Annotated in this window: 19 protein-coding genes; 6 read left to right on the top strand and 13 right to left on the bottom strand. The window is 62.8% G+C overall.

The genetic code is table 11. The annotated features are described in order from the left end of the window. The first annotated feature begins 17 nt into the window (after positions 1–17). On the top strand, positions 18–221 hold the full coding sequence (locus QRX40_RS00570) for a ubiquitin-like protein Pup (protein WP_144085749.1): 204 nt from the start codon (positions 18–20) through the stop codon (positions 219–221). A 3-nt stretch (positions 222–224) separates the two neighbouring features. Then, the gene (locus QRX40_RS00565) at positions 225–1,652 is read left to right on the top strand and encodes a proteasome accessory factor PafA2 family protein (RefSeq protein ID WP_313835598.1); all 1,428 of its coding nucleotides are present in this window, start codon (positions 225–227) and stop codon (positions 1,650–1,652) included. A 100-nt stretch (positions 1,653–1,752) separates the two neighbouring features. Here QRX40_RS00565 and QRX40_RS00560 read toward each other — a convergent pair whose 3' ends face one another. The 12 genes from QRX40_RS00560 to QRX40_RS00505 all read right to left on the bottom strand — a co-directional run bounded on the left by QRX40_RS00560 (position 1,753) and on the right by QRX40_RS00505 (position 14,059). Then, positions 1,753–2,040, bottom strand: coding sequence for an HU family DNA-binding protein (locus QRX40_RS00560; RefSeq protein ID WP_015022121.1), 288 nt, complete (start codon positions 2,038–2,040; stop codon positions 1,753–1,755). Positions 2,041–2,209: 169 nt separating this feature from the next. Further along, entirely contained in the window at positions 2,210–4,681 is a 2,472-nt protein-coding gene (locus QRX40_RS00555; protein ID WP_313835597.1) for a lysylphosphatidylglycerol synthase transmembrane domain-containing protein, read from the bottom strand. 2 nt (positions 4,682–4,683) lie between these two features. Next, complete coding sequence (purB, locus tag QRX40_RS00550) at positions 4,684–6,129, bottom strand: adenylosuccinate lyase (RefSeq protein ID WP_313835596.1); 1,446 nt, start codon at positions 6,127–6,129, stop codon at positions 4,684–4,686. Between the two features lie 72 nt (positions 6,130–6,201). Beyond that, positions 6,202–7,629: an alpha/beta hydrolase gene (locus QRX40_RS00545; protein WP_313835594.1), complete on the bottom strand. Its 1,428-nt coding sequence runs from the start codon at positions 7,627–7,629 to the stop codon at positions 6,202–6,204. Beyond that, complete coding sequence (locus QRX40_RS00540; protein ID WP_101432606.1) at positions 7,626–7,955, bottom strand: hypothetical protein; 330 nt, start codon at positions 7,953–7,955, stop codon at positions 7,626–7,628. Before QRX40_RS00540 ends, QRX40_RS00545 begins: the two co-directional genes overlap by 4 nt. A 127-nt stretch (positions 7,956–8,082) precedes the next feature. Continuing rightward, positions 8,083–8,616: a DUF6466 family protein gene (locus tag QRX40_RS00535; protein ID WP_313835591.1), complete on the bottom strand. Its 534-nt coding sequence runs from the start codon at positions 8,614–8,616 to the stop codon at positions 8,083–8,085. Next, complete coding sequence (locus QRX40_RS00530; protein ID WP_313835589.1) at positions 8,613–9,641, bottom strand: VWA domain-containing protein; 1,029 nt, start codon at positions 9,639–9,641, stop codon at positions 8,613–8,615. The genes QRX40_RS00535 and QRX40_RS00530 overlap by 4 nt, the downstream gene beginning before the upstream one ends. Further along, positions 9,638–10,714, bottom strand: coding sequence for a VWA domain-containing protein (locus QRX40_RS00525; RefSeq protein ID WP_313835588.1), 1,077 nt, complete (start codon positions 10,712–10,714; stop codon positions 9,638–9,640). The genes QRX40_RS00530 and QRX40_RS00525 overlap by 4 nt, the downstream gene beginning before the upstream one ends. Next, entirely contained in the window at positions 10,711–11,244 is a 534-nt protein-coding gene (locus tag QRX40_RS00520; RefSeq protein WP_313835586.1) for a hypothetical protein, read from the bottom strand. Before QRX40_RS00520 ends, QRX40_RS00525 begins: the two co-directional genes overlap by 4 nt. Continuing rightward, positions 11,241–12,173, bottom strand: coding sequence for a DUF58 domain-containing protein (locus tag QRX40_RS00515; RefSeq protein ID WP_313835585.1), 933 nt, complete (start codon positions 12,171–12,173; stop codon positions 11,241–11,243). The genes QRX40_RS00520 and QRX40_RS00515 overlap by 4 nt, the downstream gene beginning before the upstream one ends. Beyond that, positions 12,170–13,225 carry a MoxR family ATPase gene (locus QRX40_RS00510; RefSeq protein WP_045925106.1) on the bottom strand — a complete coding sequence of 352 codons (1,056 nt, stop codon included), beginning with the start codon at positions 13,223–13,225 and terminating at the stop codon, positions 12,170–12,172. Before QRX40_RS00510 ends, QRX40_RS00515 begins: the two co-directional genes overlap by 4 nt. 45 nt (positions 13,226–13,270) lie before the next feature. Next, complete coding sequence (locus QRX40_RS00505) at positions 13,271–14,059, bottom strand: uracil-DNA glycosylase (RefSeq protein WP_231575791.1); 789 nt, start codon at positions 14,057–14,059, stop codon at positions 13,271–13,273. Positions 14,060–14,208: 149 nt separating this feature from the next. Here QRX40_RS00505 and QRX40_RS00500 point away from each other — a divergent pair, with 149 nt between their 5' ends. The 3 genes from QRX40_RS00500 to groL all read left to right on the top strand — a co-directional run bounded on the left by QRX40_RS00500 (position 14,209) and on the right by groL (position 17,166). Further along, on the top strand, positions 14,209–14,853 hold the full coding sequence (locus QRX40_RS00500) for a LytR C-terminal domain-containing protein (RefSeq protein WP_313835580.1): 645 nt from the start codon (positions 14,209–14,211) through the stop codon (positions 14,851–14,853). 169 nt (positions 14,854–15,022) lie between these two features. Next, positions 15,023–15,226 carry a cold-shock protein gene (locus QRX40_RS00495; RefSeq protein WP_045924634.1) on the top strand — a complete coding sequence of 68 codons (204 nt, stop codon included), beginning with the start codon at positions 15,023–15,025 and terminating at the stop codon, positions 15,224–15,226. 320 nt (positions 15,227–15,546) lie between these two features. Next, positions 15,547–17,166, top strand: a complete 1,620-nt coding sequence (gene groL, locus QRX40_RS00490) for a chaperonin GroEL (protein WP_101432598.1) — start codon at positions 15,547–15,549, stop codon at positions 17,164–17,166. 203 nt (positions 17,167–17,369) lie between these two features. Here groL and QRX40_RS00485 read toward each other — a convergent pair whose 3' ends face one another. Beyond that, positions 17,370–17,663, bottom strand: coding sequence for a WXG100 family type VII secretion target (locus tag QRX40_RS00485; RefSeq protein ID WP_313835577.1), 294 nt, complete (start codon positions 17,661–17,663; stop codon positions 17,370–17,372). 69 nt (positions 17,664–17,732) lie between these two features. Here QRX40_RS00485 and QRX40_RS00480 point away from each other — a divergent pair, with 69 nt between their 5' ends. Beyond that, positions 17,733–18,524 (top strand): TPM domain-containing protein, encoded by a 792-nt coding sequence (locus tag QRX40_RS00480; RefSeq protein ID WP_313835575.1) that lies wholly within the window; start codon positions 17,733–17,735, stop codon positions 18,522–18,524. Positions 18,525–18,527 lie beyond the last annotated feature (3 nt).

The following is an 18,527-nucleotide window of genomic DNA, read 5'->3' as shown; positions in this document are numbered from 1 at the left end:
CGGAAAGGAGGGCGACCATGGCTGAGGCATCCCAGCAGGGACGGCATGTGGCAGCCGGGCAGCGGCAGGAGCAGGAAGAGAATCTGCCGCAGACCGGGGCGCATAAACAGGGTCAGACGGCTGAGTCCGACCTGGATGCGGTCCTTGATGACATCGAGACCACCCTGGAGACCAACGCCAAGGAGTATGTGCAGGGCTTTGTCCAGAAGGGCGGCCAGTGATCCATGGCGGACGGGCAGGGGGCTGACTCGGACTTTTGCAGGATATTCGGCATCGAGACCGAATACGGACTGAGCCTGACCGGCGCCAGTGGACCCTACGCTGCCGGCCGGGTCGCCATGGCCATGTTCCGCCCTCTGATTGAGAAGCACGGGTCAACCAACATCTATCTGCCCAATGGCGCCCGACTCTACCTGGACGTGGGCTCCCACCCGGAGTATGCCACGGCGGAGGCCCGCGATCCGCTGACAGCACTGACCCAGGTGCTGGCCGGTGAGCGGATCGTGACCGACCTTGCGGAGCGCGCCGGGAAACGCCTGGCGGAGGACCTGGGCAGGCCGGTGAAGGTTCACCTCTTTGCCAACAATGTGGATGCCCAAGGCCATGCCTTCGGCTGCCATGAGAACTATTTGCTGGACCGGCGAGTCCCCCTGGACATGATCGGAGCCTGCCTGGTCCCCTTTCTGGTCACCCGACAGCTGATCACCGGGGCGGGTCGTCTGAGCCCAGACGGGTTCCAGCTCAGCCAGCGGGCCGATTTTCTGGACGAAGGGGTCTCCTCGGCCACAACCCGTGCCCGTCCTATGGTCAACACCCGTGACGAGCCTCTGGCTGATCCCGAACGATGGCGGCGTCTGCATGTGATCGTGGGTGATACCAACCGGTCGCCGCTGGCCACCTGGTTCAAGATGGCCAGCACCCACCTGATCCTGAACTTGATCGAGCAGGCCTGCCGCCGGGGCCGACGGCCAGAGCTGGCCGACTGGGCCTTGGCTGATCCCGGTGCAGCGGTCCGAGCCGTCAGCCGGGATCGGACCGGCCGGGTAACCCTCGAGCTGCAGGCTTCCACGAAGACCGGCAGCATCAGCGCTCTGGGTCTGCAAGAGGCCTATTGGTCGGCCTGCAAGGCCTTGGTGGACCAGCAGGAGGATATAGGCATCGACCGGCCCCAGGCTTTGCGTGCCCTGCGACTTTGGAGAGCGGCCTTGGATGCGCTGGACGCCGGGCGTTGGCTGGATCTGGCTGACTGGGTGGATTGGGCTGCCAAGTTGCGGCTGCTCCAAGGGCTGAGTCGACGAGGCGCCGGACGTGATCTGGACGAGGCCCTGGACCTGGACTATCACGATCTGAGCGCGGGAAGGTCCTTCCCTGGCCTGATCAGTCATGGACTCATGCGCTCGCCGGTCGACGATTCCGAGGTGCAGCGCGCCATGGATCAGCCCCCGCAGGATACCCGTGCTCGTTTGCGTGGCGACTTCGTTCGTGCTGCAGACCGGGGAACACGCACATGGTCATGCGACTGGAGCCAGCTGGTCCTAGGGGGTTCCCGCCGAGTCGAGGTAGACCTGCCTGACCCCTTCGACCATCTGGGCCCGTCCCGATACCGCTCCCTGATGGATTTTCTGAAGAGTGCCGCAGAGCCTGGTGCCTAGAAGCCTGGTTTGCGCTGCGGGACTTCAATGAGGTCTGTTCTAGCAAGAAGGGCCCTGGCATCCGTGGATGGATGTCAGGGCCCTTGCAGAAAGGCTTGTTTCACTTCTTGTTGGTGACGGCCTTCTTCAGCAGCGAGCCGGCAGAGATACGCACGCCATAGCTGGCCGGAATCTTGATGGTCTCACCTGTGCGGGGGTTGCGGCCGGTGCGGGCGGCGCGCTTGACGCGCTCAGCTGAGAACAGACCGGTCAGCTTCAGACCCTCGCCGGACTTCATGGCCTCGACGAAGACATCCTGGAAGGCGTTGACAGCAGCTTCCGCCTGAGCCTTGGTCAGGTTGGACTTCTGCGCAATCTTCGAAACGAGATCCGACTTGTTGTATGCCATAGAACATCCTTCTTTCGGGGGCCTCCCATTGCTTGATTTGGGGAAAGCCCAACGGTCAATGACTGATATTACCGCAGATTAGGCCCAAACACCGCATTTTCCGGGGGTTTCCGACATTTCATCAAGCGATTTTTGAGGCCCTTGGGAATGAAAGTGTCCGAGGGGCCCTTTAGATGCGATTATGGTTGCTCAGCCAGCGCATGGCCAAGGCTCCCAAGGGGATGCGCAGCCAATAGGTGGCCACCCGGAAGACCAGAGTGGCCGAGATGGCTACGCCCGAGGGAACGCCTGCCAGGCGGAAGGCGGAGAAGAGCACCGCCTCTATGGCTCCCAGGCCGCCGGGTGTGGGGACAGCCGAACCCAGCGTATTGGCCAGGAGGAAGACGAAGGTGGTCTCGAAAACGTTGGTCCGGCAGCCGAAGGCCATCAGGGCGGCCCAGAAACTCATGCCCAGGGCGGCTGACTGCATCACAGCCCCAAGCACGGCCACCACCAGCTGCCTGGGCTGAGTCAGAATCTCTATAAGGTGGCGGGCGTAGGAGGCCACGATGGGCATCAGGCGTTCCATGACCAGTCGCCGTGTGTAAGGCACGGCCATGATCAGGGCTGCGATGATGGCCACTGTCCCGATGACGATGACCAGGGTGTTGGTGGGGATCATCCCGGATAGGGTGTTGCGCCCGGTGAACAGCCCGATGCCGATCAGCAGACAGAAGGTGGTAGCGAACTGGACGGCCACCACGGCGCTCATGATGGCCGTGGCCATGGTGTTGTCATAACCGTCCCGCCGCAGGAACTGCAGGTTGACGAAGGCCGGCCCCACCCCGGCGGGCATGGAGACCGAGGTGAACGAGGAGGCCACCTGGGATAGGAAAATGCCCTTGAAATCGCGCTTGGCCGGGTCGATGAAGACTCCTAGGGTAATGGCGCAGCCCACCCAGGACAGTGATCCCAGCAGGAAGGAGAGGCCAGCCATCCAAGGGTTGGCATTGCGGACGGCGCTGATGACCTGGGGCAGATTGAACTGGGTGACGATGACGGCGACAGCTACTACCAGCAAGGCCAGGGCCACGAAGCTGCGCAGACTGAAACGTGAGAGGGTTACCTGGCCGGTCTCAGCCACCGACTCAGGAGGAGCCAAGGTCTGCAGCTGTTTGCGCAGATCAGTCAGAATCTGTCTATCCCAGCCAGGCAGGGCCTGGGTCTGTGAGGGAATGGCCACCATCTGGCAGAATGGCGATAGCCCCGCCAGGGTCTTGACCCCCCAGGAGGCGCGGGCGGCCGTGATGGCTTGGTCCACGCCGATCATCGCGGCGATCAGGGCGAGAAGCTGGACCCGGTCCAGGGCGATGTTGGCCTGGGAGCTGGCGCTGTCGCCGTTCTCCCAGCCGGCGATGACCGCGGAGCCTGACTGGTCCACGGCCAGAGTCTCTGGGCGTATGCGGCGGTGTGTGAAGCCGCGCTCGTTGGCCCGGCGAAGATAGTCCATCAGCTGCTTGGCCCTGTCGGCGTCCAGGTTCTCAGGTTCCAAGGGCCCAAGATGGACATCATCCTCAAGGACCAGAATTGAGGATTCGGCGCTCTCCGCCAGACCATAGGGGTGCAGGGTGGTCAGTCCCAGGTCCCGCAATTCAGTCAGCATGGCCATATGGTGTTGCATGGAGTTTCTGACCGACCGGTCCCGGCGCATGGAGACTCCGGACAGTTTGATCCACTGCCAGAGCTGCATCAGATAGCCCATGGTGTGCAGCTGGCCGTCCATGACCGAAACCGTGTAGGTGCGGCCATCCCTGTCACGGGCCCTGTAGATGCGGGAGGCCTCGATAAGGTCGTCGTCGAGGGCGGGCAGGGGCTGACCATCGTTGTCTAGACTGGGATCCTGACGCTCCAGGCTGGCGGCATGGATGCCGATGGAGGCTATGGCCTGCACCACGCCCTGCCCCCAAGCGCCCTTGTTCTGCGTGCCCGCCAGGTATCGGACGACCATGCCCATGATTCGGCCAAGGATCAGCGAGACCAGAACTCCGCTGGCCGAATTGGAGGATATGGCGACCATGATGATGGCCACGACGTATAGAGCGTTCCATCCCCACTTGACCGAGCTGCGTAGTCGACGGGGTCCTGCTGCACTCAGGAAGGCAGCCAGACCGGCATAGAAGTCAGGCAGCAGGACGGGAGACCCTATGGCGTTCTGGGAGTTGAATGAGGCGATCAGGGTCGGGTTGCCCGCCTTCAGGATCAGGTTGGAGGTCAGCATGACCAGCCCGAAGCCCAGGAACATGGCCAAGGGGGCAGTGATGGCCTGGATCCATTCCCTGTTGACCAGCAGATGGACAAGCACCGCCAGGACCACGGTCACGGTCACTGCTTGCTGAAGGAAGGCCGTGGGCACGTCCATGAGCCAGTCCATGGCATTGCCGGCCTGGCGCATGTCCGACTCGACCCCGGCGGCTATGCCCTTCAGATAGACAGCTGCCAGAGTGACCAGGATTCCCAGGATCAGTGCTGCCAGGGCTCGAAGCAGGTCTTCGGCATCATGAACCCGCTGGGGTGGGGTATCCCGAATGACGATCTGGTCTTCCTGCACAGGGTCGGCGGAATCGGTGTCCTCGGGGGTAATGGTCGACTGGGACGGGGTCATGGTCAGTCGCGATCGAAGTCCACCAAGGTTCCGGCTGCACCGGTGTAGGTTGCCGGCGTCAAGGCCTTGAGCCGGCTCGCCGTGTCCTGGTCCAGGTCCAAGCCGTCGATGAAGTGCTCGACATCCTCCCGGCCGATCCTCTTGCCCCGCATCAGCTCCTTGACCTGCTCGTAGGGGTGATCCATGCCTGAGCGTCCAGCCAGCCCGGCGGCCCGCATGGCCGTCTGTATGGGCTCGCCCAGGACCTCCCAGTTGCTGTCCAGTTCGCGGGCCATCTGTGTCTTGTCTGGGTGGATGGTCTGCAGACCGCCGTCCAGGTTGTCCAGAGCCAGCAGGCTGTAGCCCAGGGCCGAACCGATGTTGCGCTGTGTGGTGGAGTCAGTCAGGTCCCGCTGCCAGCGGGTTTCGGTCAGGGTTGTGGCCAGGGTGTCCAGCAGGGCTCCTGAGATCTCCAGATTGGCTTCGGCGTTCTCGAAGCGTATGGGGTTGACCTTGTGGGGCATGGTGCTGGAGCCGGTGGCGCCTTTGACGGGTTCCTGGGCGAAGACGCCGCGGGAGATGTACATCCAGACATCCACGGCCAGGTTGTGCAGGATCCGGCCCAGGTGGGCGATGTTGCCGAAGAGCTCGGCCTGCCAGTCGTGGGACTCGATCTGAGTGGTCAGTGGGTTCCAAACCAGGCCCATCCGTTCTGTGACGAAGGCCCGGGTCAGATCGATCCAATCCACCTGCGGCAGGGCGGCCAGATGGGCACCAAAGGTTCCAGTGGCGCCATTCATCTTGCCCATGTAGTCCTGATGGCGGATCCGATCCAGCTGCCGGTGCAGCCGGTGGACGTAGACCGCCATCTCCTTGCCCAGGGTGGTGGGTGTGGCCGGCTGGCCGTGGGTCAGGGCAAGCATGGGCAGATCCCGGTATTGCTCCGCCATGGTCGCCAGATGGCTCTCGATTCGGGTGGCCTTGGGGAGCCAGACCTGTTCGACCCCGCCTCGGATGCAGCGGGCATAGGCCAGATTGTTGATGTCTTCGCTGGTGCAGGCGAAGTGGACCAGGGGTGTCAACCCGGGAAGTTGGGACTCAGGGCCAAGGGCTGTGGCTGCAGCTTCCAGACGGCGGTCGATGTAGTATTCCACGGCTTTGACATCGTGGTGGGTCTGGGCTTCGATGCCAGCCAGTTCAGCGATGCCGTCGGCGTCGAAATCCTCGGGGATGGCTCGCAGATAAGCCTGCTCAGCTTTGGTCAGGGGCTCTACGCCCGGCAGGACCGGGTGCTGGCCGTTGCCCGGGTAGCCGTTGGCCAGCATGATCACCCATTCGACCTCGACCCGCATACGCTCGCGGTTCAAGGCAGGTTCGCTCAGATAGTCCACCAGATCGGCGGTCTGCCTGCGGTAACGTCCGTCCAAGGGATTGAGGGGGATGACTGGGGTGATTCGGCTCAGGTTCATGCCTCCAGCCTAGACGACCGGGTCAACCAGTAGGAATCGACATGGGCGCTTCTGGTGGACCGCGTGTCCTGCTCATCGCTGCAGCCTGCCGCGGTAATATCGGGTCTCCTGCAGATCGCCCTCGATGGCATGGGCGAAGTGGTCGTCCTGATGTCGTACTGCTGGTGAGTTCTGATCTCGGGCATCGGCCCAGGCCGCCCGCTGGTAGGCCATGCCATGGGTGGATTCCTTGCCGGGTCCGGCAGTGGTCACTGTCCGGCCAGTCCGGCTGCCACCTGGAGGGGGAGGTCCTCCCGCTCTTCCCCTCACGGTCAGCTGATTGGGCCGGGAGGGGTTGTCGGCTCCATCAAGACTGGAGACCAGCTCTTCGCGCATCTCCACGCTGGTGACCCAGGTGTCTGACCCTATCTGGCGATGGGCGATGGGTGATCCGACGGTCACGATGTGATCGAAGTGGTAGCGGTTGGAAAGATCCGAGGCCATGGTGGCGGCCACGATACCGCCCTGGGAATGACCCACCAGGCTGACCGGATCGTCCGGGCGCACCCCGGCATCCCGCATGGCCTGGTCCACCAGACGCAGGGAGGCCGCCCTTTCGCGTACTGAAGCCTTGTCGCTCATGAGCTGGATGTTTTGGCACCAGCCGATGGGCGAATCGAGATGGGAGCTGGTGCCGGGTATGTAGACCAGCCAACGGTCCTTGCCGTCCGCCTCCCGATATCGTTGTACAGCGATGGTTGCGTAAGGAATGCCGTCCTGGCAGGATCCCAAGCTCTCCAGATTTCGCAGAGCGGTGGCGATGTCATGAGCCTCGCCCAACCCCTTGCCCTGAGGCTGGACAGGATCCATCGCGAGCCTGTCACCCTGAAGATGGGCGAGCACGAAGGGCACCAGCAGGCCTGGACCGGTGACCAATCTGCCAATAGGATCATGGTGGTCTGAAGTCAGGTCGGATGCGGTGGCGGCCAGCAGAGGCTGATGGATGCCGGCCGTAGTTTCCAGAAATTCCTGGAATTGCGAGGCATCCAGTTTGCCGGTCAGTTTAGCTGCTCCCAAGCTCAGACCGATGGTTCCCAGCATGAACGGGGCAATAGGCTGAAACAGGGTCAAGGCCTTGGACATCAGGGATTCTATCAGCCTTTCCATGAATGATTCCGCCTGCGAGTACAACCCGTAGGCCTTGGTCAGCCGATCGGCCACAGACTGGAGCCTGGTGCGGAGATCTTCGCAGGCCTGAGCTTGGCCACTGCAGAAGGTCACCATCAGGTCCAGGGGCAGACGGGCGTGACCTGGCGGCGGCACGGCAGCCTGGGTGCAGGGGAGGGCGGGCAACCCTGGCATGGTTCTGCGGATGGCCTGATTGGTGAGAATCCATTGCGTCTGCAGGGTGGCCAGGGCTCCGCCTGCCTGGTTGAGCCGGTCCGCCATGCCGGTCAGGTGGTCCAATTCTGTGTTGGTGTAACCGTTGGCATCGGGTGCGGCGGTGACCGTCCGCTTCATGGTCGGCTCTCTTGATCGATCAGGTTCAGGGTGCGTCCTGCCTGGACACGCTGATCCTGGCAGAGGGCATCCATGGCCCGTACCTGGGACCGGTAGGCCTGAGCGGCCTTTCCCTGCCAGTCGACCCTCAGAGCCTGGTCGGCTAGTTCGCTCAGGTGGACCAGGGTTGTTCGCGACTGCCGAGCCATATCGGCCAGCATGGTCCGGCAACGGGCCACCCGTGCGTGGCAGGGGCAGGCTCCGGCCGCCTCAGGATCGGACAGGTAGGAGGGCTGCTCGAGGAAGGGGCCCAGGGTGGGTAGTGACGATGGTGATGACTTGTCCATGCGTCTACTTCATCACTGCAGTCATGCTTGCATGGCGTCGATTGGGCCATGTGGTCGAATGTTGCCTGATCCGTTTTGATGGGGACGGGTCTTCGAAAAATGATCGAGCAATGCCTGGTGAGGCCGGTCACCAGGGTTTGACGTTCTTTTCCCGATCCTGGTGGCCGCCCGTATTGCCTGTTGGGCTGGGGGATGAGGAGGGATCGCTCTGTTCTTGGTTGCGCCTGAGCAGATCCTCTACCTCAGCTTCCTGCTGCTTGGTCAACCCAGAGGATGCGCCCTTGCCTGATCCGCTCTTTCCGCCCTGCTCGTGCTTGGTTGTGTCTGCTTGTTGTTTTTTGAGTATCTGTTCCGTACGTTTGGTCAGCGCAGTGCTGGTCGCTTGGTTGGCCTGCGCGGCCTGCCTGGTCTTCGGCAGAAGCAAAGGGCCCGGCCGCGCCGCTTGGGCGAAAAGGCGGTCTGCCTGATCTTGCAGTGCCTTGATTGCCGCCGGGTCTGCCTGTGGGTTTCGGGCCTGCCGGATGCTGGTATTCAGTGTGCGAGTGGCCTCGTTGTAAGTGGCGATGGCTCTGACGTTGATCAGGCCCCATGTCCCGGCCAGCGCTGCTATCAGGGCTAAACCGATAAGGACCAGACGCGTTCGAAGGGTGTTCCTGCTCATAGCAATCTCCTCGAAGTACGGACCCATTGCCCTGCCTCAACCAGGATCAGGACCAGTTCCACCAGTGCCAAGGGCCAGACCAGCGGGGTGACATGTCGGCGCACCTGGTCGACCGTGGTCACCCGGTAGCGCTTGGAGACCGAAGCTGTAGCGCCCTCGCGGACAGTGACCCCCTTGGCCAGGGCCTGATAGTGGCCGCTCATCTCGTCGGCCATGGCCTTGAGGGTGTCCGGATCCATGGCCGAGATGCCCGGCTGGCCGGTCTGCGGATCCGTCACCCAGCTCCCGGCGCCGCTGCCGCCGACGTCCGAGGTCAACGGCACCGTGCCTCCCTTGGCTGAGCCGGTTCCCAGGACAAAGGCCTCGTCCAGCCCTTCCCTGAGTACGCTGAAGGATCGCCGTTCGTCTCTGCCGGTCTGCTCTCCATCGCTGATCAGATAGAGCATGATCCGGTCGTTGGGATGCTGGTCCTTGGTCTGCTTCAATGCCAGAGTCAGCCGATCCAGAGGAGCATCCAAGCTGGAGCCGGAGGAACGGGAGGTGGGCTCTGTGGCCAGCCCGCGGGCCCAGTTGTCCACAGCTCGTACGTCGGGGGTCAGGGGCAGATCGACGCTGGCCGAGGCGCCGAAACTCAGGGCCGAGAAGGATGCATCCGGATAGGTGTCGACCAGGTCGCGGACGGCTGCTTTGGCTGCCTCCAACCGGCTTATGCCGTCCTGGGCCCCATATCCGGCATCCTTGACTGCCATGGATCCGGTCACGTCGACCGCAATGAAGACATCAGTGGCGTTGACGGCCTTGTTGGTGGTTTTACTGACGGTGCTGGGGGTCAGGACCATGAGGGCCAGGATCAGGACCATGGCGGTGCGCCGGGCCAAGGCCCAGCGATCGGCATCCGTATCCCGGCCCTTGCGCAGTCCATGGATGACCAGCGCAATGGCCAGGAGCAGCAGCAGGCCCGACAATAGGCCGCCGGCCACCCAGCCCAAGGCAGGCTCAAAGGTCAGGGACTTGAGTATGTTCATCGCTTCAGCCTCCAGGCCAGGAGCAGATATCCGGACAGCGCCAGGGCCAGGGCCAGGGTCCACCAGCCGGGTGCATCCACCAGGCTGGACTGCTCCTGCTGGCGTGGGTCGGCTCCATGGCGATGTTCGATCCGGCGGACCAGCGCGTTGATGGAGTTCCCGTCCTGCCGTCTAAGGAAGATGCCGCCGCGGGCTTCGATCAGCCGCTGCATCTGCCGTGTGCTCTCCGCCTCGGTGCCTTGGTCCGGTCCCGAATAGAGTCCGTCCACCGCGATTCCTGCGGCCGAGGTCAGCTTGAGCGCCTCCTCCAGGGTGTATGTGGGTTTGCCGGAGACCACGTTATCGGTGGCCAGGACCAGGGAGCTCGAACGTTGGTCGGCCTTTGCCGGTCCGGGTTGGCCCTTGGGAGCGAATTGCGGCAGGAGCGCAGCGCAACCCACCAGCCCGTCGCCGATCAGTGAGGTGGTGTCCCGGCGGTTCTGCGTGCCCTCCAGCCAGTCGCTGATGTCCTGGTACTGTCGTCCGCTCATGGCATCGATGCGGTCCTGGGACTGCACCCCGTCTAGGATCCGCCGTGCCTTGCTCAATTCGGCGGTGATCATGCCGTAGTCATCGGTAAGGGGGAAGACGGTGCGCGAGGTGGAGTTGAAGATGCTCAGAGCCATGCGTTCGCTCCGGAAGCTGCGGACCAGATCGAGGTAGGAGGCGATTACCTGCCTGTCGTAGGGCAAGGTGGAGCCGGACACATCCAGACATAGCACGATATCGCGGTTATGACCCTGCTCCAATGTCCGATCGACCCGGGCGGGCCTGGCAGCCAGGCTCAAAACCATCAGCAGGGCCAGAGAGAGCAGGATTGCGGCGCAACGGTTCAATCGTCGCCAGCGCCTCAGCGCCTCATGGCCCTCATCGGTGTCCAGATCGCTCTTCAAGGTCCAGACCCGTGCCCCTGTTTGCTGATCAGGCTTGCCACGACCTGCCATACGGTAGGCCAGCAGGCCGAACGTCAGAGCCAGGGCCAAAGCCAGAATCGGCAGCCATGGCCACCGCCAGGACAGATTGCCTATGCTCATCGCGGCCACCGTTCAATCAAATCCCGTACCCACTCGGCTGCCTGATTCACCGTGGCGTCAGTTCCCTCGCTGTCCTTGGGAAGGGCGAATTCGGGCGGGTAGAGGGCATCTATGGTCTGTCGAAGCAGGTCCAGACCCTGCCGCGTACTCGGCGTACGGGGCTGAGCCTGGATTTCGGCCAAAGTCTTGGACTTCATGTCGCTGTTCCAGGAACGGGAGGCAAATCCACGAGCGATAGCGGCCAGTGCCGTCATGGCCTGGTCACGGTCCAGATGGCCCTTGTCGTACTGGGCCACCACCTGATCGATCCTCTGACGCCATGCATCGAGGGAGTCAGGGCTCGCTTGGATCGGGTGCCCTTCCTGCTGACGGCGGAACCTGGGCAGGAGAATGGCCGCTCCGGCTAGGGCCAGGGCCAGTACGATGGCGGTCGTCGTCAGAGCCAGCAGCCATGTGGGCTGGGTCATGGTGGGCATGATCTTGATTCGACCATGACCGGACGCAAGACGAATCAGGACGACAGCATTCATGCCGCCATCACCGTCCGTCGCATGGGAATGCCTGGTCGGCCGGCTGAGAGCAGGTGGATGAACCTGTTGAACATGGCTGTGCTGGAGTCGGCCCGGATCAGCGAGGCCCCGATTCTGGCCAGTTCCCGGCTAAAGGCCTCGATCTGATAGCGCCTGTGCAGGTCCACAGCTCGCGTCCCGTTTGCGGTACGCAGGAAAGCCGGGATCCTGCTTCCGCTGGGCGCATCCGTCACCGAGCCCATAGGGGGCTGCTGGCGCAGGGGATTCATGGTCTCCACTCCAATGAAATTCAGGGGGTGGGTGGTTGCCAACTGTCGGATGGTCGGCATCAGGTCAACGTGCAATGCCGACTGGTCGGTGGCGATGACCAGCATGGCCTGCCGGTCCTGGATGCCGGCAGCGTAGCCCAGCAGTGCCTCAAGGTTGCGTGGCTGATCCAGCGGTGACTCCAGAGCCCGGTCCAGGGTCTGTTCGAATCGGGCGAAGCCCCCCTGGCAGGGTATGCGGCGGATGGCGGATGAATCGACCAGGACCAGGTCCACCTCATCGCTGCGGCGCAGGCAGAGGGAGGCGAACATGCACAGGGCGTTGGCGGCCACCTGGATGGCCTGCTCCCCGTCAGGGCACGTTCCAGACATCTCGCGGCCGACATCCAGCAGCAGCCAGACCTTGCTGGTAACCAGGCGCTCGCGCTCCACCACCATGGGCCGACCCATCCGTGCGCTGGCATGCCAGTCGATCATGCGGGTTTCGTCTCCGAACTCATAGGCGCGCAGGTTGGCACGTTCGTCGTCGCCGCCGCGTCGGCCAGAGGAATGCTCGCCCTCCAGCAGCCCAAGGGCCCTGCGCACCGTGGGAAGCCGCAGACTGGTGTCCAAGGACTCGATCCGTCTGCGGACCGGGTCGCGATTCGAGCGTCGACGGCTCATGGCACCGGCACCGTGTCCACGATCTGGTCGATGATGTCGTCGCTGCTGATGCCGTCGGCCTGCGCCTCGAAAGTCAGCAGGATCCGGTGGCGGAGCACCGAATGGGCCCAGTCCTTCAGATCCTCGGGAATGACGTAATCCCTGCCAGTCAGCAGGGCTCTGGCCTGGCCAATGCGCACCAGGGCGATGGAGGCACGCGGGCTGGCTCCCAGCCTCACCTGCTCGGCCAACCCTTGGATGGGCCGCGATCCAGCCCCCCTGCTGGTGGCTGCCAGATCGACTGCATATCGCATGATGGGCTGTGCCACGTGGACCTGCCGGGCCTTCTGCCTCAGGAAGTCCACATCGGCGATGGTCAAGGCGTCCCGATCGTCCTTGCCGGGCATATCGGTGCCTCGGCTGGTCAGCATCTGCAGCATTCGGGTCTCCTGGTCGGCATCAGGATATGTCATGACGGCCTTGAGCATGAACCGGTCCATCTGGGCCTCGGGCAGGTTGTAAGTGCCTTCCTCCTCAATGGGGTTCTGGGTGGCGATCACCATGAAGGGCCGGGGCAGGGCTATGCGCTCGCCGCCGATGGTGGTGGCGCCCTCGGCCATGGCCTCAAGCATGGCTGACTGGGTCTTGGCGTTGGAACGGTTGATCTCGTCCAGGAGAACGAAGTTGGCGTGGATAGGGCCCAGCTGCGTCGAGAAGCGCTGTGTGGAGAAGTCGTAGACCTGGGTGCCTACCAGATCCGAGGGCATCAGGTCGGGCGTGCACTGAATCCGCTTGAAGCTGCCAGAGACCGAGGTGGCCAGGGTCTGAGCGGCGGTGGTCTTGGCCAGGCCGGGCACGGATTCGATCAGGATGTGTCCTGAGGCCACCAGCGTCAGGATCAGCGCCTCCCGCAGGTTCTCCTGGCCTACCAGAGTCCTGGAAAAGCGGGTCCTGATCCGGTCGGCCAACTGACGGCAACGTTGCAGGTCGTCCTGGCTGATTGGCGGAACCTGCCGGTCCTGAGCAGGCTGAACAGATGGGGACTGACTGGGTCGAGGTGGGAATAATGCCATAGCAGACATGGTAACGGCATTTCCTGACGATTCAGCCAGCTGGAATCAGGTCAGGGACCAATCCACCGGCTGGGCGCCCATGGCCTCCAGGGCATGGTTGGCCTTGGAGAATGGACGTGATCCGAAGAAGCCGTATCGGGCCGACATGGGGCTGGGATGCGGGGATTTGATGATGGCCGCATTGGTCAGCAGGGGCTCCAGGCTCTGGGCCTGCCTTCCCCAAAGAATGGCCACCAGGGGCCGGACCCTGCCCTCCTGGTCGCGTCGGTCGTTCAGAGCTCGGATGGCGGCGTCGGTGATCTCCTCCCAGCCCTTGTTCCGGTGGCTGGCCGGCTTGCCCACCCGTACAGTCAGGCAGCGGTTGAGCAGCATGACCCCTCGCCTGGTCCAAGGCGTCAGATCGCCGTTGGAGGGCGTGGGCAAGCCCAGGTCGGAGCTGAGCTCGGTGTAAATATTGCGCAGGGAGCCGGGGATGGGGCTGACGGCAGGGTCCACGCAGAAGCTCAGGCCCACCGGATGCCCGGGCGTCGGATAGGGATCCTGGCCCACGATCAGGACCTTGATGGAGTCGAAGGGGATGGTAAAGGCACGAAGGATGTTCTTGCTGGCAGGCAGATAGCGGTGGCCCTGGGCCAGCTCGGATCTGAGGAAGTCGCCCATCCGGTGGATGTTGGGCTCGACAGGAGCGAGAGCCTTGGCCCAGCCAGGATCCACCAAGGCGCTCAGAGGTTTGCGATGGGTTCGGCCCTGGCCTCCTGCTATGGTCGGAGGGTTGGTACCGGTTCCGTTCGTCGGCGCGGGGGAGGTTGCGGCAATAGGCTGGCTGCTGTTCATAAGGTCACTATATCGCTTGGTGATATGAGCCGGTCAGGGTTGTCATGGCTTTCCCGGGCTTACGGGGAACGTCGGATGGTCAGCGGGATGCTGCTCCGGCGTCCCATTACATATAATGGTTCAGGATCCGGTGGAGCGGAGGAGAGTTCATGGCTAGCACGCGCGACAATGGGACGCAGGCGCGCCCTCAGGTTCATGATGCGTTCGACAACCCTCCCAAGGGGCCGGTCGGTGTGCATCGGGGGCCCCGTTCCCTGCCGGTCAGGACTCTGCCCTACCTGCTGGTGGTTGTCCTGGCCGTGCTGTGCGGACTGGGCTTATGGGCTGCAGTCAGCGGCTCCCTGCCCTGGCAGCAGACGCACACTGATGCCTCCCGGGTCATCAGCAGCCATCTGCCCAAGCGGTCTGCATCCCCCTCCGCCTCAGACAGCAAGACCTCTGCTGAAAAATCCTCCCAGGAGCAGGCTTCGCAGCCGCCCTCGCAATCGCCTTCGACGAGTGCATCCAGCAGCAGCCCGGCACCTGTGGTCAACAGGGGCACACAGGTGGCCATCATCAACGGAACCAGGATCACCGGGCATGCGGGCAGCAAGCGCCAGGTCCTGGTCAATGCCGGTTACACTGCGGTCACGGCAACCAACCCGCAGGGCGCTCTGCCTGGTGTAAGCACGGTCCGCTACCGTGATGAGGCCGACAAGGCTACCGCCCAGGAGGTGGCCAGCCTGCTGGGCATCACCCAGGTTGAGCAGTCCTCCGTGGCCTCCACTCCGGTGGAAGCCATCCTCATGCAGTGAGGTTCAGCCAGCCGGACGACAAAGGGAATTCGATGGCAAAAGTTCCCGAATTTCGGCTCGGCGTTTTGCAATTGCCCTGTCGATAGGCCTAAACTGACCTTGCCGACCAGGCAGATGCGGTCAGTCTCGTATCTGTTGTGACGCGGCACCTATGTTAAGGAAGTTAGTTATGGCACAAGGCACTGTGAAATTCTTCAGCGCTGGCAAGGGTTACGGATTCATCAATCCCGACGATGGCGGCGAGGACGTGTTCGTGCACTACTCAGCCATTCAGTCCGACGGGTTCAAGACCCTTGATGAGGGAGATAAGGTCGAATATCAGGTGGAAGAGGGCCCCAAGGGTCTGCAGGCAACCAAGGTCACTAAGCTCTGATTGTCATCTTCTGTATTCGTCATGGTGGATCCCGGTTATTCCGGGGTCCATTTTTTTGTAGCATGTGTTTCGAATTGCAGTGCTGAGCCGGGACTGTGCAGGGTGCGGATTGCCTGTGGGCGCGGCCGATGGGTCAGGGGCGATATGGCATACAGCCTGCAGCGTATTTTCCCCTGGGGTTGGCACTCGGCTCCATCGAGTGCTAATCTGCTGAATTAGCACTCGAGGTGCGGGAGTGATAACACGACAGCTGACGGTCGGGTTCCGTTCCACGCCGACGGTGGGTCATGAAACCTCAAGCCATGACGGAGGAAGCAACAATGGCAAAAATCATCGAGTATGACGAGGAAGCTCGTCAGGGCATGCTTGCCGGCCTGGACAAGCTGGCCGACACAGTCAAGGTCACCTTGGGCCCCAAGGGTCGCAATGTGGTGCTGGACAAGTCCTACGGGGCCCCGACCATCACCAACGACGGCGTCTCCATCGCCAAGGAGATCGACCTGGAGGATCCTTACGAGCGCATCGGCGCCGAGCTGGTCAAGGAAGTCGCCAAGAAGACTGACGACGTAGCCGGAGACGGCACCACCACCGCCACCGTACTGGCCCAGTCCCTGGTGCATGAGGGCCTGAAGAACGTGGCTGCCGGGTCCAACCCCATCGCCCTGCGTCGCGGCATCGAGAAGGCCGCCGACGCCATCGTCAAGGAGCTCGTGGCTCAGTCCAAGGAAGTCGAGACCAAGGACCAGATCGCTGCCACCGCCACCATTTCTGCGGGCGACCCCGAGATCGGCAATGAGATCGCCGAGGCCCTGGACAAGGTCGGCCAGGACGGCGTGGTCACCGTCGAGGACAACAACCGCTTCGGCCTGGACCTGGAGTTCACCGAGGGCATGCGCTTCGACAAGGGCTACATCGCCCCCTACTTCGTCACCAACAACGACGACCAGACCGCCGTTCTGGATGATCCTTACATTCTGCTGACCTCGGGCAAGGTCTCCAGCCAGCAGGACGTGGTCCACATCGCCGAGCTGGTCATGAAGACCGGCAAGCCGCTGCTGATCGTCGCTGAGGATGTGGATGGCGAGGCGCTGCCCACTCTGATCCTCAACAAGATCCGCGGCACCTTCAACTCCTGCGCCGTCAAGGCTCCTGGCTTTGGCGACCGCCGCAAGGCCATGCTGCAGGATATGGCCATTCTGACCGGCGCACAGGTGGTCTCCGACGAGCTCGGCCTCAAGCTGGACTCCATCGACATGAGCGTGCTGGGCACCGCCAAGAAGGTCATCGTCTCCAAGGACGAGACCACTATCGTCTCCGGTGGCGGCTCCAAGGATGAGGTTTCCGCACGCGTGGGCCAGATCCGCACCGAGATTGAGAACACTGACTCCGACTACGACCGCGAGAAGCTGCAGGAGCGGCTGGCCAAGCTGGCCGGCGGCGTGGCCGTCATCAAGGTCGGCGCAGCCACCGAGGTCGAAGCCAAGGAGCGCAAGCACCGCATCGAGGATGCTGTCCGCAACGCCAAGGCCGCCATTGAAGAGGGTCTGCTGCCCGGAGGCGGCGTGGCTCTGGTTCAGGCCGCTGCCAAGGCCGAGAAGGATGTCAAGCTGGATGGCGACGAGTCCACCGGTGCCTCCATCGTCTTCCGCGCCATTGAGGCCCCCATCAAGCAGATCGCCGAGAACAGCGGCATCTCCGGTGACGTGGTCATCAACAAGGTCCGTTCGCTGCCTGCCGGCCAGGGCTTCAACGCCGCCAACAACGAGTACCAGGACCTGCTGGAGGCCGGTGTGGCCGACCCCGTCAAGGTGACCCGCTCTGCCCTGCAGAACGCAGCCTCCATCGCCGGGCTCTTCCTGACCACCGAGGCCGTCGTGGCCAACAAGCCTGAGCCTCCGGCACCTGCTGCCGCTCAGCCTCAGGGCGACATGGGCTACTGATCCCCTCGAGGTTCGGCCGGGCTTTTCGGCTGGACTGATTGATCGCCAAGGACAGGGGCCTGCGCACCGGATAATGGTGCGCAGGCCCCTGTCTCTTTTCTTGCGCTCGTTCACCGCCGGTTCCGTTTTCCGCATATGCTTGCCGGGTCTGGGGCCGATCCGCCATGATCGAATGGCTCCGGGTTGCCTGCATCAACCAGGCGTCAGGCTCCGGTGAAGAGACGGGTGGCTTGGGCCTCGGTGTCCGCATAGAGCGACGATGCCTGTGTCAGAGCTGCCTGAATGCCTTCAAGCGCCTGTTCCATCTGAGCCTGCGAGGCGCGCCACTGCTGGGCCACTGTGGCGAATTGGCTGGCCGCCGAGCCCTGCCAGACGCTTTGCAGATTGTCCAGATTAGTGTACATTCCCGCCACGGCATCTCTGATGGCCCCTATCGAGCCGCTGACCGCGCCGGAGGCCGTCTGTATCTGATCCGAATCAACTTGGTACCGTGTCATGATTGTCCTTTCCGTGAATGGCGGTGATGGTGGGGGAGTCCAATGCCGTCAACCGCTACTGTGGACACTATGACAGTGTTCACGCAGTTGCCCCGTCCGCGGACCCATGTGGTCGAACGAGTCCCCTTCCACAAGACGAATCCGGTCGGCGTTTCACCCATAAAGCGGGTGCTGGCTTTTCTGCTCTTGATGATTTTGACGGTCGGGGTTATGGGGCCGACCAAGGCTTGTGCCGATGAGCCTCAGGCTGGGGCCGGAACCATGACCGACGCGATCACTGATCCGCAGAATTTGCTGGGTTCGGACGTAGGATCCGTCAAGGATGCTATCCAGGAAACCGCAGAGCAAACAGGAGTATCGGTCCGGCTGCTCTACCTTCCGCATTTCTATCAGGGCGTTAAGCCTGAGACCTGGGCATCCAGGGTGCTCGAATCAATGAAGCCCACCCACGACACGGTTCTACTGGCTGTGGCCTCTCAGGACGGCAAATTGGTCGTGGCGGTCTCCAGCAACTCGCAGGCTTGGCTCAAGGACCAATCCAGCGTAGATCAGCTCTCGCAGGCTGCTTTGGAGCCGGTCACCAAGGGCCGCAATCCCGACTGGGTGGGCTCGGCCAAGGCCATGATGGACCAGGTTGAGACTCTTGACCAAAACCATCGGCATCGCCGGGTGATGATCATTGCCCTTTCGGTGACGGTTGTCGTCCTGGTCATGCTGGGCGTAGCCGTTGCGATTTGGTGGCGTCGCAGTAGCCGAACCGGGGCTCATCATCGCAAGTCCGGTGCTCCGAAGAAGCAATTACGCCCGACAGAGACGGTCAGCGAACTCTCAGATAATACCCAGAAAGACGCGGCAAGCTGAGAC

The organism is Bifidobacterium sp. H6bp9 (assembly GCF_032193695.1).
Classification (GTDB): domain Bacteria; phylum Actinomycetota; class Actinomycetes; order Actinomycetales; family Bifidobacteriaceae; genus Bombiscardovia; species Bombiscardovia kimbladii.
Note: the sequence above shows the minus strand (reverse complement) of the source record. Positions and strands in the feature narration are given on the sequence as shown.